The organism is Agrobacterium sp. NPDC089420, assembly GCF_044900305.1.
GTDB lineage: Bacteria > Pseudomonadota > Alphaproteobacteria > Rhizobiales > Rhizobiaceae > Agrobacterium.
In genome coordinates, this window is record NZ_JBJDMY010000018.1 from 26,547 (window position 1) to 40,354 (window position 13,808).

At 61.0% G+C, this 13,808-nt stretch carries 13 protein-coding genes and 1 riboswitch; of the genes, 7 read left to right on the top strand and 6 right to left on the bottom strand.

Features of this window, described 5'->3' with window-relative positions; genetic code table 11:
* Window positions 1–158: 158 nt before the first annotated feature.
* The 5 genes from cysG to ACI2KA_RS22585 all read left to right on the top strand — a co-directional run bounded on the left by cysG (window position 159) and on the right by ACI2KA_RS22585 (window position 5,086).
* Complete coding sequence (gene cysG / locus ACI2KA_RS22565; RefSeq protein ID WP_404504692.1) at window positions 159–1,622, top strand: siroheme synthase CysG; 1,464 nt, start codon at window positions 159–161, stop codon at window positions 1,620–1,622.
* The gene (locus tag ACI2KA_RS22570; RefSeq protein ID WP_404504693.1) at window positions 1,615–1,929 is read left to right on the top strand and encodes a DUF2849 domain-containing protein; all 315 of its coding nucleotides are present in this window, start codon (window positions 1,615–1,617) and stop codon (window positions 1,927–1,929) included. Before cysG ends, ACI2KA_RS22570 begins: the two co-directional genes overlap by 8 nt.
* An 8-nt stretch (window positions 1,930–1,937) precedes the next feature.
* Window positions 1,938–3,608 carry a nitrite/sulfite reductase gene (locus tag ACI2KA_RS22575; protein WP_404504694.1) on the top strand — a complete coding sequence of 557 codons (1,671 nt, stop codon included), beginning with the start codon at window positions 1,938–1,940 and terminating at the stop codon, window positions 3,606–3,608.
* 10 nt (window positions 3,609–3,618) lie between these two features.
* On the top strand, window positions 3,619–4,125 hold the full coding sequence (locus ACI2KA_RS22580) for a DUF934 domain-containing protein (protein WP_404504695.1): 507 nt from the start codon (window positions 3,619–3,621) through the stop codon (window positions 4,123–4,125).
* A gap of 148 nt (window positions 4,126–4,273) precedes the next feature.
* On the top strand, window positions 4,274–5,086 hold the full coding sequence (locus tag ACI2KA_RS22585) for a ferredoxin--NADP reductase (RefSeq protein ID WP_404504696.1): 813 nt from the start codon (window positions 4,274–4,276) through the stop codon (window positions 5,084–5,086).
* A 71-nt stretch (window positions 5,087–5,157) separates the two neighbouring features.
* Here the strand turns inward: ACI2KA_RS22585 and ACI2KA_RS22590 are convergent, their stop codons facing one another.
* Window positions 5,158–6,438: an MFS transporter gene (locus ACI2KA_RS22590; RefSeq protein ID WP_404504697.1), complete on the bottom strand. Its 1,281-nt coding sequence runs from the start codon at window positions 6,436–6,438 to the stop codon at window positions 5,158–5,160.
* A gap of 194 nt (window positions 6,439–6,632) precedes the next feature.
* Here ACI2KA_RS22590 and ACI2KA_RS22595 point away from each other — a divergent pair, with 194 nt between their 5' ends.
* On the top strand, window positions 6,633–7,136 hold the full coding sequence (locus tag ACI2KA_RS22595) for a hypothetical protein (RefSeq protein ID WP_404504698.1): 504 nt from the start codon (window positions 6,633–6,635) through the stop codon (window positions 7,134–7,136).
* Window positions 7,137–7,178: 42 nt separating this feature from the next.
* Here the strand turns inward: ACI2KA_RS22595 and ACI2KA_RS22600 are convergent, their stop codons facing one another.
* The 5 genes from ACI2KA_RS22600 to ACI2KA_RS22620 form a co-directional block, all read right to left on the bottom strand.
* Entirely contained in the window at window positions 7,179–7,982 is an 804-nt protein-coding gene (locus ACI2KA_RS22600; protein WP_404504699.1) for an endonuclease/exonuclease/phosphatase family protein, read from the bottom strand.
* Between the two features lie 153 nt (window positions 7,983–8,135).
* Window positions 8,136–11,000 (bottom strand): aminomethyl-transferring glycine dehydrogenase, encoded by a 2,865-nt coding sequence (gcvP, locus tag ACI2KA_RS22605; RefSeq protein ID WP_404504700.1) that lies wholly within the window; start codon window positions 10,998–11,000, stop codon window positions 8,136–8,138.
* The gene (gene gcvH / locus ACI2KA_RS22610) at window positions 11,000–11,362 is read right to left on the bottom strand and encodes a glycine cleavage system protein GcvH (RefSeq protein WP_142855703.1); all 363 of its coding nucleotides are present in this window, start codon (window positions 11,360–11,362) and stop codon (window positions 11,000–11,002) included. The genes gcvP and gcvH overlap by 1 nt, the downstream gene beginning before the upstream one ends.
* Before the next feature lie 28 nt (window positions 11,363–11,390).
* Complete coding sequence (gene gcvT / locus ACI2KA_RS22615; protein ID WP_404504701.1) at window positions 11,391–12,530, bottom strand: glycine cleavage system aminomethyltransferase GcvT; 1,140 nt, start codon at window positions 12,528–12,530, stop codon at window positions 11,391–11,393.
* Window positions 12,531–12,684: 154 nt separating this feature from the next.
* Window positions 12,685–12,772, bottom strand: a riboswitch (glycine riboswitch).
* 261 nt (window positions 12,773–13,033) lie between these two features.
* The gene (locus tag ACI2KA_RS22620; protein ID WP_404504702.1) at window positions 13,034–13,219 is read right to left on the bottom strand and encodes a DUF3008 family protein; all 186 of its coding nucleotides are present in this window, start codon (window positions 13,217–13,219) and stop codon (window positions 13,034–13,036) included.
* A gap of 166 nt (window positions 13,220–13,385) precedes the next feature.
* On the opposite strand from ACI2KA_RS22620, the gene ACI2KA_RS22625 reads away from it, so the two are divergent.
* Window positions 13,386–13,775, top strand: coding sequence for a hypothetical protein (locus tag ACI2KA_RS22625; protein WP_404504703.1), 390 nt, complete (start codon window positions 13,386–13,388; stop codon window positions 13,773–13,775).
* Window positions 13,776–13,808: the final 33 nt, after the last annotated feature.

The window sequence follows — 13,808 nt, forward strand, 5'->3', positions numbered from 1 at the left end:
GATTCGGAGGGATTGTGAGGCCATGCCGAGCCCTGAAAAACCAGTGCCGGTTTGTTTTCCTCCAAAACAGGGGTCTTCGAGAAATAAAAATCCAGGTGTCGGAAAGGCTTGAATTTCTGTTTCTTCAATCTTGCACCGCAATGCGGGATATATGTCGAATGCACAACGAACATGATTTTTCCGCTGCTGGCGACCGCCTCACAACCTTCCCCGCATTCTTCCGGGTCGAGGGACGGCAGGTCGCTGTTTTCGGAAATGGCGACGAGGCCTTCGCGAAAGTAAGGCTTCTGGCCAATACCAATGCGCATATCGTCGCTTATGCGGATCAGCCGGAAGCGGATTTTGCCCGCTATCTTCAGGAAAACGGCATCGATCACAGGGCCTTGGCTTTCACCGGCAGTCTGGTCGACGGCGCGACGCTGGTCTTTGCCGCCACCGGCGACGAAGCGCTGGACCGTGAGATCGTCACTGTCGCCCGCGCCCGAAAAATCCCCGCCAATGCGGTAGACCAGCCGGAATTCTGCGATTTCTTTACCCCCGCGCTCGTTGCCCGCGCGCCGGTTGCCGTGGCCATCGGCACGGAAGGGGCGGGGCCGGTTCTCGCCCAGATGATCCGCGCCCGCATCGACCAGATGCTGTCGCCGTCGCTCGGCAGGCTCGCGCGTCTTGCCGTGCATTATCGCGACGCGGCCGAAGAAAATGTGCCGAAGGGCGCGTTGCGCCGCAATTTCTGGCGCCGGTTCTTCTCCGGCGCGGTCGCGGATGCGGTCGCCATGGGCGATACGCCTTCCGCCCGCAAGGCCGTTGACCGCCTGCTGCAGGCACCGGAACGCAGCGAAGGCCGTATCTGGCTGGTCGGCGCCGGTCCGGGCGCGGAAGATCTGCTGACGCTGCGGGCGCAGCGCGTGCTGATGGAAGCCGACGTGATCGTCTATGATGCGCTGGTGCCGCAGGCGATTGTCGATATGGGCCGCCGTGATGCCGAACGGCTATCCGTCGGCAAACGCAAGGGCTGCCACAGCAAGTCCCAGGACGAGATCAACCGCCTGCTGGTGCGTCTCGGCAAGGACGGCAAACGCGTGGTGCGCCTCAAATCCGGCGATCCCCTGGTCTATGGCAGGGCGGGCGAGGAAATGGCGGCGCTGCGCGAAGCCGGTATCGCCTACGAGATCGTGCCCGGCATCACCTCCGCTTTTGCCGCCGCTGCTGATTTCGAATTGCCGCTGACGCTGCGCGGTGTCGCTTCGTCGCTGATTTTCACCACCGGTCACGATCTGACCGGCGACGTTCTGCCCGACTGGGCGCGTCTGGCCGTCTCCGGTGCGACGATTGCCGTCTATATGGGCCGAAGCGTTGCCGCTTCCGTCGCCAAGCGGTTGATCGATGCCGGGCTTGGCGTGGAAACCACTGTCGCCGTCATCGAGAATGCCAGCCGCGCGGACCGTCGTCTGCTGCATGGCACATTGAACGATCTGCCCGATCTCGAACATCACCACGAGCTGACCGGACCGGTCATGGTCATCATCGGCGATGCGGTGGCGGGCGCCAATTTCGACAGGTCCGAGGCGCTTGCTTTGTCAATGCCGCCGGCGGATTTCAAACGGGAGTATGTAAATGGTTGACAAGGTTTTGACCGCCAATCGCCTGAGCGATGGTATCGCCGTTTGGCTCGACGCCAACGGGGAATGGACGGAGAACCTGCAGGGCGCAATCGTTGCCCGCCATGCGGAGGCCGTCGCCTCGTTCGAGGAAATCGGCAAGCGGGATTTCTCCGCCAACAAGGTGGTGGACGTCGCCATCGTCGATGTGGTGGAGGAGAACGGCAAGCTGTGGCCGACGCGGCTTCGCGAGCGCATTCGCGCCGCCGGCCCCACCGTGCACTATGCCACCGGCTTCAAGCCGGCCGATGCAGCATTTATCGCAGTCTGAGGAAGAATATGTACCGTTACGACGAGTTCGATCACGCATTTGTTGAAGGCCGCGTGGCGCAGTTTCGCGATCAGGTCGAGCGCCGGTTGTCCGGCGAACTGGCCGAGGACGCGTTCAAGCCGTTGCGCCTGATGAACGGCGTCTATCTTCAGCTGCATGCCTACATGCTGCGCGTCGCCATTCCTTACGGTACGCTGAATTCGAAGCAGATGCGGATGCTCGCCCACATCGCCCGCAAATTTGACCGGGGTTATGGCCATTTCACCACGCGCCAGAACATCCAGTACAACTGGCCGCGCCTTTCCGACACGCCGGATATCCTGTCCGAACTGGCGAGCGTGGAAATGCATGCGCTGCAGACCTCCGGCAATTGCATTCGCAACGTGACCGCCGATCATTTCGCCGGTGCGGCCGCAGACGAGGTCGCCGATCCGCGTCCCTATGCGGAAATCCTGCGTCAATGGTCTTCCGTGCACCCGGAATTCTCCTTCCTGCCGCGCAAGTTCAAGATCGCTGTCACGGGCGCCGAGCGCGACCGTGCCGCCATTCAGGTTCACGATATCGGCCTGCATCTGAAAAGGAACGACAAGGGCGAGATCGGTTTTGCCGTTTATGTCGGCGGCGGGCAGGGCCGCACGCCGATGATCGCCAAGAAAATCCGCGACTTCCTGCCGGAAGAGGACCTCTTGTCCTACACCACGGCGATCATGCGCGTTTACAACCTGCACGGCCGCCGCGACAACAAATACAAGGCGCGTATCAAGATCCTCGTGCATGAGACAGGCGCGGAAGAGCTGGCCCGCCAGGTCGAGGTGGAATTCGCCGAGCTGAAAAACACCGAGTTGAAGCTGCCGGATGCCGATATCGCTGCCATCACCGCCTATTTCGCGCCGCCGGCGCTGAAGGACCGGCCGGAGGGCTGGGAAAGCCTGGCGCGCTGGAAGCGGGCGGATGAGGGGTTTGCCCGTTTTGTCGAGCAGAACGTCGCGCCGCACAAGCATCCCGATTACGGCATGGTGACGATCTCGCTGAAGCCGATCGGCGGTATTCCGGGCGATGCGACCGACGAGCAGATGGAACTCGTCGCCGATATTGCCGAGGAATACGCCTTCGACGAAATCCGCATCAGCCATGAGCAGAACATCATCCTGCCGCATGTGGCGCTGGCCGATCTCGAGCCGGTCTATCGCGCACTGGTGGGTGCGGGCCTTGCCACAGCCAATGCCGGGTTGATCACCGATATCATTGCCTGTCCCGGGCTGGACTATTGCGCGCTCGCCAATGCGCGCTCCATTCCTGTGGCGCAGGAAATTTCCACCCGCTTCGGCTCGCCCGAGCGTCAGGCGGAAATCGGCGAGCTGAAGATCAAGATTTCCGGCTGCATCAATGCCTGCGGTCACCACCATGTCGGCCATATCGGCCTGCTGGGCGTGGAAAAGAAGGGCGCGGAACTCTACCAGATCACGCTGGGCGGGTCTGGTGACGAAAACACCTCGATCGGTGAAATCATCGGGCGCGGTTTCGAGCCGGAGAAGGTCACGGACGCGGTGGAAACCATCGTCGACACCTATCTCGGGCTTCGTCTTTCCAAGGAGGAGAACTTCCTCGAAGCCTATCGCCGCGTTGGGCCGCAGCCTTTCAAGGATGCGCTCTACGGTTCTGCCGCCGAAGCCGCCTGAGGAGAATGCCATGACCAAAATCTGGAACCGCGACGGCTTCGTGGAAAGCGATCCCTGGGTGATCGAAACGGAAGAGGTGAAGGCGACAGCCGAGCAGAAGCCTCTACTGCCGCTCGCCGATTTTCTGGTCCGCGCTGCCGAAAGCAACGATATCGGTCTTGGCGTTCTGATCGCGCCGGCTGACGATGTCACGAAACTCGGACCTTATCTCGACCGCATCGACCTTGTCGCCGTAAGCTTTCCGGCATTCAACGATGGCCGTGGTTTCAGCCACGCCTCATTGCTGCGCAGCCGCCTCGGTTTTGCCGGCGAGGTGAGGGCGGTCGGCGATGTTCTGATCGATCAGGTGCCTCTGATGCTGCGCACCGGCTTTACCAGCTTTGCGGTGACGAACGGTACGGCGATCCGCCGCCTGTCCGAAAATCGCCTGCCGGAAATCCCGGTCTATTACCAGCCGACAGCCAAACCCGCGGCGGACGGCGAAGCCTATAGCTGGCGTCGCCGTGCGGCCGTGTGACCCGTTGCGCGGAAATATGAGTTTTAGATACATATTTCCTGCGCACATGGCAGTATTGATATTCTCATGCCTTCAAACCGCGGCAAAAATGGTATAATTGCCCGGTTGGAGAATGTCGCTTACCGAATGAGAATGGACGGAACCTGAAATGAACGCGCCAGCCAAGACGGAAGATTTCGCGATCAAGATACCGGACGGTGTTTACGCCGAGACGGTTTTATCGGTGGAGCATTATACGGATCACCTGTTCCGTTTCCGCATGACGCGTCCGGCCGGTTTCCGCTTCCGCTCCGGCGAGTTCGCCATGATCGGCCTGATGGTCGGCGACAAGCCGATCTACCGCGCCTATTCCATAGCCAGCCCCGCCTGGGACGAGGAATTGGAATTTTTCTCGATCAAGGTTCCGGATGGTCCGCTGACCTCGCATCTCCAGGCGATCAAGCCCGGCGATACGGTTCTGATGCGCAAGAAGCCCACCGGCACGCTGGTTCTGGATGCGCTGACGCCCGGCAGACGGCTTTACATGTTCTCGACCGGCACCGGCATCGCGCCTTTCGCGAGCCTGATCCGCGATCCCGAAACCTATGAGAAGTTCGAAGAGGTCATCCTGACCCACACCTGCCGTGACGTGGCCGAACTGAAATACGGCTTCGATCTGGTCGAGGAAATCAGGAGCCACGAATTCCTGAATGAGATCGTCGGCGACAAGCTCAAGCATTACGCCACCGTCACCCGTGAGGATTATCCCTTCAAGGGCCGGATCACCACGCTGATCGAAAACGGCAAGCTCTTTGCCGATCTCGGTGTGCCGGCGCTCGATCCGGCCATTGATCGCGGCATGATTTGCGGTTCCTCGGCCATGCTGAAGGACACCAAGGAATTGCTCGAAAAGGCCGGGCTGACCGAGGGCGCCAACAACAAGCCCGCGGAGTTCGTGATCGAGCGCGCTTTCGTCGGCTGAGCGGCGGCGGAAAAATACGGCAATGTTCGGGAGGCCCTGCGGCCTCCCTTTTATTTGGCGCCTTTATGGCGTCATTGCGCAATGACTTCGTCCTTCCGCTCCGGCACGATGTCGTTGCGGTAAAAAAGGAAAAGCGCGATCGCGATCGCCGAGACGCCGCCGCCGACCAGATGCGAAAGCGCGTAGCCGCCCTTGGTCACCAGCCATCCGGCAACCACGTTGCTGAGCGATGCACCGATGCCTTGAACCATCATCACGCTGGCAAGGCCGACATTGAAACGCCCGGTGCCTTTTAGAATTCTCTCCACCGCGACGGGTGTGACAATTCCCAGCAGGCCGGCGCCCACGCCGTCCAGGAACTGCACGGGAAAGATGATCCAGAACTGGCTGAAGGCGGAGGCCAGCAGGCCGCGTATCGGCAGGGCCGCAAGCGCGACGAAAAAGACGGTCGACAGCCCGAAACGGCGTATCATCCAGGGCGCCATCGCGGCGACGAAGATCATCGCGAATTGCGCCACACCGGTGATGATGGCGGTGGTGCGAAAGGGCGTCTGCAATTCGATGGCAAAATCCTGCGCGATCAGGCGACCCATCGGTGCGTTGCCGAAGTGGAAGACAAGCAGGATGACGGCGAGGAAGATAAGCCCGCGCTCGTGCAGCAGCACCTTCAAGCCGGAAGGTCCCGGTTCACCCTTGTCCTCGCCAAGCCCGCGGGCAACCTTGTGATCGATCCGATCCGGCTCGATGGCTGCCGTCGCGATCAGGGCGCCGGCGGCCGTCAGCAGCATCAGGCCTATGACGCCGTGCAGGTCGAAAAACGAGACCGCCACATAGGTTGCAAACAGCGATGCGAAGTTGCCGCCGTGGTTCCAGAATTCGTTGCGGGATATTTGATGCGAAAACAGGCGCTCGCCGACGAGGCCGAGGGTGAGGCCGGCAAGCGCAGGTCCGATGACCGCACCGACAACCGCGGTCATGATCTGTCCGGTCCAGACGATCCATGCGTCGGGAAGGATCAGGGTTATCAGGGCGCCTGTCGTCACTAAAACGACGGGAATTGCAATAAGCATCCTCTTCCATGTGGTGCTGTCCACCAATGCGCCACATAACGGCGTGGCGATCAGGCCGACGAGGCCACCTACCGTGGCGATCAGGCCGAGCGAGAGCGAGGACCAGCCCTTTGTTGCCAGAAACGCGTCGAGAAAGGGTCCGAGACCGTCGCGCGCATCGGCCAGAAAAAAATTCAACGCGGCGAGCGCAAACAGCGTTCGGTCTGAAAGACCGCTCCGGGGCATCTGACCGGAGGGAAGGCCAGAGGAATTCTGCGGGGCGGTGACACCTATGGCCGTCATGATGAGCGATCCGGAAATATGGTGGCGGGGAAATGAAGCTGGTCGAGGTTTGCGAAGAACATTCGTCCGCGAATTTGGTTGCACGCGCGAAAATAAAGACGCGGCCGTTCCAGCTCATTGCGGAAATCGTCGCACCAGCAGGAACATTTGCGGCTCCCAATAAGTTGAGTTTTATCAAAACCCGGATGGTCGCCATGAAAACAACGCTCGTCGCCCTATTGTCCTGCTCCTGTTTGCTGCTCGCCAGCCCGGCTGCGGCCGACGAAAGTGCCTTCCTGGCGTCGCTGCAAGGCACCTGGACCGGCAAGGGAACGGTGGTCACCCGCATCGGCATGCCGCCGATCAACGTCAATTGCACGCTGAATTCCGATGCCCGGCAGACTGCCCTGCGCATGTCCGGCACCTGCCGTGGTCTCGTGGTGGTGAAACGCGCCATTGCTGCCGATCTCGCCGCCAGCGGCGCACGTTACAGCGGCACGTATACCGGCCCTTCCGGCCGGCCCTCGGCGCTTGCCGGCAACCGCCGCGGAAATGCGATCAATCTCACGGTACGCTGGAACCGCGATATCAACGGCGACCGCGTCGGCGCCATGACCATCGAAAAGATCGGCGATAATGGCCTGCGGCTGCGTACCACCGACAAGGACGGCAGGACCGGCAAGACGGTGGTGACCAGCGATATAAGGCTGGTGCGCTGACTGCCCTCTGCTAAGGTCGATGCGGATCGAAAGACCGGCCTTTCAGCTGAAATCGAGCAGCAGCGGGCAGTGGTCAGAAACTTCCGGCTGTGCGACGACATCGAAGTGATCGACAGTCACGGCGGGATTGACCAGCATGTAGTCCGCATAGCGGTTCTGCTTTGTGTAATGCGACGTCCGGGTGCTGGTAAAGCCGCCGCCTGTGACGAGTTCGGCGAGATCAAGCTCCTTGAGCACGGCGAAAGTCTCACTCTCCGGCAGGACATTGAAATCACCGCAGACGATGATCCGGTCGCCATCCTCCGCAACGGCCCTGACGAGTTCGACAAGCCGTCTTGCCTGCGCCAGCCGCGCGGGACTGTCGTGTTTGCCGCCAAGGTCCCGCAGGCCATGCATATGGGCGATGACGGCGGGCCTCCCGCTCTTGAAATCGAAGATACGAACCGCGTGGGCGGTGCGCGATCTCGGGTGATCGCCATATCCGTCCGCTGAGAAGGTCCCGTGAACAAAACCCTGGGCCTGCGCGACGACGGCCATGGATTTGCGCAAGAAGGTTGCCAGCCCCCATTGCGACGGATACCGAATCTCGCCGTGCCAGAGGTCGCCCTGCGCCGCCGGACAGAAGATCGCCACATGATCGGGCAGGGCGTCAGAGACATCCCGCAGGAAATTCGCCCGCTGCGGCAGGTCGTTGCCGTGGTCGCGATAGCTCAGCCAGTCCTGGCTGGCGGCCGGCGTGTGCACCACTTCCTGCAGGCACAGAATATCGGGGTCGGATGAGGAGAGGTAGGGCAGAAGCGCGTCATTGAGCTTCCCACCCCAGCCGTTCAGGCAGATCAGACGCATGCACGCTCCATCGCTGGCGGATTACCCGACCCGGTTTAGCATGGCGCCGATGGCAATCAATCCTCGCCGCCGGTTTTTCAAAACATGCGTTGCCGTCAAAAACAAAGGCCCGGATTGCTCCGGGCCTTTGCCTGTTCCTTCAAACCGAATGCCTCACTCGGCCGCCTCGGCATAGTCCTCCATCGGAGGGCAGGTGCAGATGAGGTTGCGGTCGCCATAGACATTGTCGATACGGTTGACCGGCGACCAGTATTTGTCGATGCGGAAGGCGCCGGGCGGGAAGCAGCCCTTTTCGCGGCTATAGGGACGATCCCATTCGCCGACCAGATCTTCCACCGTGTGCGGCGCGTTCTTCAGCGGGTTGTTGACCTTGTCCGCACGGCCTTCCTCGATGTCGCGGGCCTCCTCGCGGATTGCCAGCATCGCATCGCAGAAACGGTCGATTTCCGCCTTGGTTTCGGATTCCGTCGGCTCGATCATCAGCGTGCCGGCCACCGGCCAGCTCATGGTCGGCGCATGGAAACCGCAATCGACAAGGCGTTTCGCCACATCGTCCACCGTCACGCCGCAGCTGTCAGCGAGCGGGCGGGTATCGATGATGCATTCATGCGCCACGCGGCCCGTCTCGGACTTGTAGAGCACGTCATAAGCGCCCTTCAGTCGCTCGGCGATATAGTTGGCATTGAGGATCGCCACCTTGGTCGCCTGCGTCAGCCCTTCGCCGCCCATCATCAGGCAATAGCTCCAGGAGATCGGCAGGATCGACGGCGAGCCGAACGGAGCGGCAGACACCGCACCTTCACGACCGTCCGTCGCCGGATGGCCGGGCAGGTGAGGCGCCAGATGCGCCTTGACGCCGATCGGACCCATGCCCGGGCCGCCGCCGCCATGCGGAATGCAGAAGGTCTTGTGCAGGTTGAGGTGGGACACGTCGGAGCCGATATCGCCGGGACGGGCAAGGCCGACCATGGCGTTCATGTTTGCGCCGTCGAGATAGACCTGACCGCCATGCTTGTGGGTGATCTCGCAGATCTCGCGAACCGTCTCCTCGAACACGCCGTGGGTGGACGGATAGGTGATCATGCAGCACGAGAGGTTTTCCGCATACTGCTCTGCTTTTGCACGGAAATCATCGATATCGACGTCGCCGTTGTCGCGCGCTTTCACCGGCACGACCTTCATGCCGGCCATCTGCGCCGAGGCCGGGTTGGTGCCATGCGCGGATGTCGGAATGAGGCAAATGTCGCGATGCGTATCGCCATTGGCAAGGTGGTAGTTGCGGATCGTCAGTAGGCCGGCATATTCCCCTTGAGCGCCGGAATTCGGCTGCATGGAGAAGGCGTCGTAACCGGTGACCGAGCACAGCTTTTGCGAAAGATCGTCGATCATCTCCTTGTAACCGAGTGCCTGATTGGCAGGTACGAAGGGATGGATGTCGGAAAATTCCGGCCAGGTGATCGGCAGCATTTCCGCCGTGGCGTTCAGCTTCATGGTGCAGGAACCGAGCGGGATCATCGAGCGGTCGAGCGCCAGATCGCGGTCCGAAAGACGACGGATGTAACGGGTCATCTCGCTTTCGGCACGGTTCATGTGGAAGATCGGATGCGTCATGTACTGGCTGGTGCGCAGCAATTCCTTCGGCAGGCGATATTCCGGCTCGAAATCCGAAATCGAGAAATTGCCGCCGAACGCGCGCCAGACGGCTTCGAGCGTTGCCGGGCGCGTGCGCTCGTCAAGGCTCATGCCGATCTTGGTCGCGCCGACCTTGCGCAGGTTCACACCTTCCGCAACGGCCGAGCGCAGGATGACGCCCTGCATATGGCCGACTTCGACGGTGATCGTGTCGAAGAAGGTTTCGGGCTCGATGGTGTAGCCGAGCTTTTCCAGGCCCTTGGCCATCAGCACGGCCTTCTGGTGGGTCTGCTGGGCAATCGCCTTGATGCCCTGCGGGCCGTGGAAGACGCCATACATTGAAGCCATGACGGCGAGCAGCACCTGCGCCGTGCAAATGTTCGACGTCGCCTTTTCGCGGCGGATATGCTGCTCGCGGGTCTGCAGCGACAGGCGATAGGCGCGGTTGCCGCGGGCATCGACCGAGACGCCGACCAGACGGCCGGGCATGGAACGCTTGTGTGCGCCCTTGACGGCCATGTAAGCCGCATGCGGACCGCCGTAACCGACGGGAACGCCAAAACGCTGCGAGGTGCCGATGGCGATGTCAGCACCCATTTCACCCGGAGACTTCAACAGCGTCAGCGCCAGAAGATCGGCCGCGACGGCGGCGATCGCGCCGGTCTGGTGCAGGCGCGAAATCAGGCCGGAGAAATCGCTGACATGGCCGTGTGTGCCGGGATACTGGAAGATTGCCCCAAACACGTCGACCGGATCGAGATCGGTAAAGGGATTGCCGACAATCACCTTCCAGCCGAGCGGAGCCGCACGGGTCTCGATCAGTGCGATGGTCTGCGGATGGCAATTGGCATCAACGAAGAAGGCGGTCGCCTTGGACTTGGCGACGCGCTGGCACATGGCCATGGCTTCGGCAGCGGCGGTCGCTTCATCGAGCAGCGATGCATTGGCGACATCGAGACCGGTCAGATCGCAGACCATGGTCTGGTAATTCAGCAGCGCCTCAAGACGGCCTTGGGAAATTTCCGGCTGATAGGGCGTATAGGCCGTGTACCAGGCCGGGTTTTCCAGAATGTTGCGCTGGATGACCGGCGGCGTGATGGTGCCGTAATAGCCCTGGCCGATCAGCGAGGTCAGGACCTGGTTCTTGTTGGCCGTCTCGCGAAGACGGTCGAGCGCTTCCCGTTCGGTCAGCGCGGCACCCCAGGTGAGCGGCACCTTCTGGCGGATCGAGGAAGGGACGGTGGCGTCGATCAGGGCGTCGAGGCTCTTATAGCCGACGACCTTCAGCATCTCCGCCATTTCCGACGGCGACGGCCCGATGTGACGCCGGTTGGCGAAATCATAGGGCTGGTAGTCGGTGAAATGGAATTCCGTGGGCGTCGTCATTACGCGATCAGCTCCTTGTAGGCTGCTTCGTCGAGCAGCGTATCGGCATCCGCCACGTTGGAAAGCTTCAGCTTGAAGAACCAGCCAGCGCCCTGCGGATCCGAATTGACCAGCGAGGGATCATCGACGATGGCCTGGTTGATTTCGACCACTTCGCCATCCAGCGGACAATAGACGTCGGACGCCGCCTTGACGGATTCCACTGTCGCAGCCTCGCCATCCTTGGCGAAGGTTGCGCCCACTTCCGGCAATTCGACGAAGACGAGATCGCCGAGCTGTTCGGCGGCGTGGCTGGTGATGCCAACGGTGGCGACATCGCCTTCGAACTTCAGCCATTCGTGTTCTGCGGTAAATTTCAGCATCGTATTCTCTCCGGAGATGGGATGAAAATTAGCGTTTGTAGGTGGGCTTGATGAAGGGCAGGGCGGCGACGGTGACAGGCAGATATTTGCCGCGTACTTCCGCGAAGATCGCCGTGCCGGGAGCGGCATGGGAAACAGGAACGTAACCCATGGCGACCGGACCTTCGACCGAGGGGCCGAAACCGCCCGACGTCACTTCACCGATTTCCGTCTTGCCGTCGGCATCCGCGAAAAGCTTCGAATGGCCGCGCACCGGCGCCTTGCCCTCGGGCTTCAGGCCGACGCGGCGGCGCGAGGTGCCGTCCTTGAGTTCGCCGAGAATGCGCTCCGCCCCCGGAAAGCCGCCTTCGCGATCACCACCGGCGCGCCGCGCCTTCTGGATCGCCCATTCGAGCGAGGCTTCGATGGGAGAGGTCGTGGTGTCGATATCGTTGCCATAAAGACAAAGGCCGGCCTCAAGACGCAGGCTGTCGCGCGCGCCAAGCCCGATGGCTTCGCAATCGGGATGTTCGAGCAGGGCCTTGGCGATTTCCTCTGCCTTGTCGGCGGGTACGGAGATTTCAAAGCCGTCTTCACCGGAATAACCGGAGCGCGAGACGATGCACGCCACATCGTGCAGCGGCACTTCCTGCACGTCCATGAATTTCATCTCCGAAACGCCCGTCCACAGTTCGGCCAGCACTTCTTCGGCGCGCGGTCCCTGCAGCGCGATCAGGGCGCGGTCATCGAGAAGGGTGATCTCGCAGGTGTCGGAAAGATGCGCTTTCATATGGGCGACATCGGCATCCTTGCAGGCGGCGTTGACAACGACGAACAGGTGATCGCCACGGTTGGTGATCATCAGGTCATCGAGGATACCGCCATTTTCATCGGTGAAAAAACCGTAGCGCTGGCGGCCTTCCTTGAGGCCGAGAATATCCACCGGCACCAGCGTTTCGAGCGCAAGTGCTGCATCTTCATTGTTGCCGGACTTCGCCTTCAGGATCACCTGACCCATATGGGACACGTCGAACAGGCCGGCGGAGGTGCGGGTCTGAAGATGTTCCTTCAGCACGCCGGCCGGATATTGCACCGGCATGTCGTAACCAGCAAACGGCACCATGCGGGCGGCAAGCGAAAGATGCAGGGAATGCAGCGGCGTGATTTGAAGCTCGGCGGTATCGTCCAAGGACGCCTCCAGGGTTGCGCGACGGGTCGCGCGGGCTCAGGTCATGACGCGAAAAACGCGCCGGGTTCAAGAGCCCCCTCTGTCCTTGTCGCCTGAGATTGTTATCCCTTCGGCGAGCCGTCCTCATGAAAGGTGGCTTCTCTCCAGAGTTCCGTCGTCACCGCTGGTCCTTTTGCCTGAGAGTTTCCGGGGCGGTTGCTCCTTCGGCACCGCAGTGAAGCGGTTTCTCCCAACGATGATGCGAGCCTCATTATCTGCGAAGCCCCGCTGTTGGCAAGGACCAAATGACGCAACTGAACAGATTCTTGCTCCATCTGCGCCATCGTCTTTCACGCCGCGCGATGTAACGGTTTATACCGCCGCTCCACCCTCATCCCTCTGCTTGTCGCCGACACGCGATTCAGGCGGCTCTTATTCGGAGGGACGAGTCTTTTCAGCCGAATAACCTTGTCTGGCTGTGCTTCTGGACCAGCACGGCAATCAGGATGAGATAAGAGTTGCTGTCAGTCGGATTTTTTCTCCGGCAGGCCCTTGTGTTTCGTTGAGGCGAAATCCTCAAGTTCCTTTTCCGTCATGGACTTCTCCATGCTTTTTGAAGCGCCTTTTAAACTGGATTTCTTCACTTCACCACGTTTGGCGGCCAAGGCGGCGCCTGCCGCTTTCTGCTGGGCTTTCGATTTGGCGGGCATATCGGATCTCCCTTGAAAACATGGTTCCAGCGGGAAAATGCCTGCCCTGTAGCGATTGTTCCCTTACGGCTCTTCAGCCTGCGGCAAAATTCCCCTTTGAAATCGGCAGGAAAGCGCGATATCGCATCAGGTCATGGACATATATCGAAAACGACGGCTGACTGGGATGGAGAAAATGCTTCGCATTTTCTGCGCGGCCCTGATGTTGTCGCTCGGTTTTGCCCACAGGCCGGCGCTTGCAGCCGCCCCTGCCGTTGCTCTGGACGAGAGTTACCGGCTGCCGGACGGCACCTTTGCGGAAATCTGCCTTGGCCACGGCGATGGCCTCAACGTTTCCCATTCGAGGAACGATCTGCCCCATTCCGGCGACGCTATCCTGTTCTGCGAGGCCTGTCTGCTGGCCTCGTCCATTCTTCTGCCCATGCCCGATACTGCGGGCTGGCTGAAGACGGAATTTGCCTGGCTCGACAATCGTCTGTCGGCTGAATGGGGCTTCCGCTCGGTTCTGACGATCCGCAAACCGGCCGCGCGCGGCCCGCCGTCCCTGTCCGCCTGATTTTTCGTTTTACGGGATCATCGCCGCCGGCTG

What these genes read in the sequence shown, in the direction of transcription:
- cysG (WP_404504692.1), top strand. Translation starts at nt 159, where the DNA reads ATGCACAACGAACATGATTTTTCCGCTGCTGGCGACCGCCTCACAACC.
- ACI2KA_RS22570 (WP_404504693.1), top strand. Translation starts at nt 1,615, where the DNA reads ATGGTTGACAAGGTTTTGACCGCCAATCGCCTGAGCGATGGTATCGCC.
- ACI2KA_RS22575 (WP_404504694.1), top strand. Translation starts at nt 1,938, where the DNA reads ATGTACCGTTACGACGAGTTCGATCACGCATTTGTTGAAGGCCGCGTG.
- ACI2KA_RS22580 (WP_404504695.1), top strand. Translation starts at nt 3,619, where the DNA reads ATGACCAAAATCTGGAACCGCGACGGCTTCGTGGAAAGCGATCCCTGG.
- ACI2KA_RS22585 (WP_404504696.1), top strand. Translation starts at nt 4,274, where the DNA reads ATGAACGCGCCAGCCAAGACGGAAGATTTCGCGATCAAGATACCGGAC.
- ACI2KA_RS22590 (WP_404504697.1), bottom strand. Translation starts at nt 6,438, where the DNA reads ATGACGGCCATAGGTGTCACCGCCCCGCAGAATTCCTCTGGCCTTCCC.
- ACI2KA_RS22595 (WP_404504698.1), top strand. Translation starts at nt 6,633, where the DNA reads ATGAAAACAACGCTCGTCGCCCTATTGTCCTGCTCCTGTTTGCTGCTC.
- ACI2KA_RS22600 (WP_404504699.1), bottom strand. Translation starts at nt 7,982, where the DNA reads ATGCGTCTGATCTGCCTGAACGGCTGGGGTGGGAAGCTCAATGACGCG.
- gcvP (WP_404504700.1), bottom strand. Translation starts at nt 11,000, where the DNA reads ATGACGACGCCCACGGAATTCCATTTCACCGACTACCAGCCCTATGAT.
- gcvH (WP_142855703.1), bottom strand. Translation starts at nt 11,362, where the DNA reads ATGCTGAAATTTACCGCAGAACACGAATGGCTGAAGTTCGAAGGCGAT.
- ACI2KA_RS22620 (WP_404504702.1), bottom strand. Translation starts at nt 13,219, where the DNA reads ATGCCCGCCAAATCGAAAGCCCAGCAGAAAGCGGCAGGCGCCGCCTTG.
- ACI2KA_RS22625 (WP_404504703.1), top strand. Translation starts at nt 13,386, where the DNA reads ATGGAGAAAATGCTTCGCATTTTCTGCGCGGCCCTGATGTTGTCGCTC.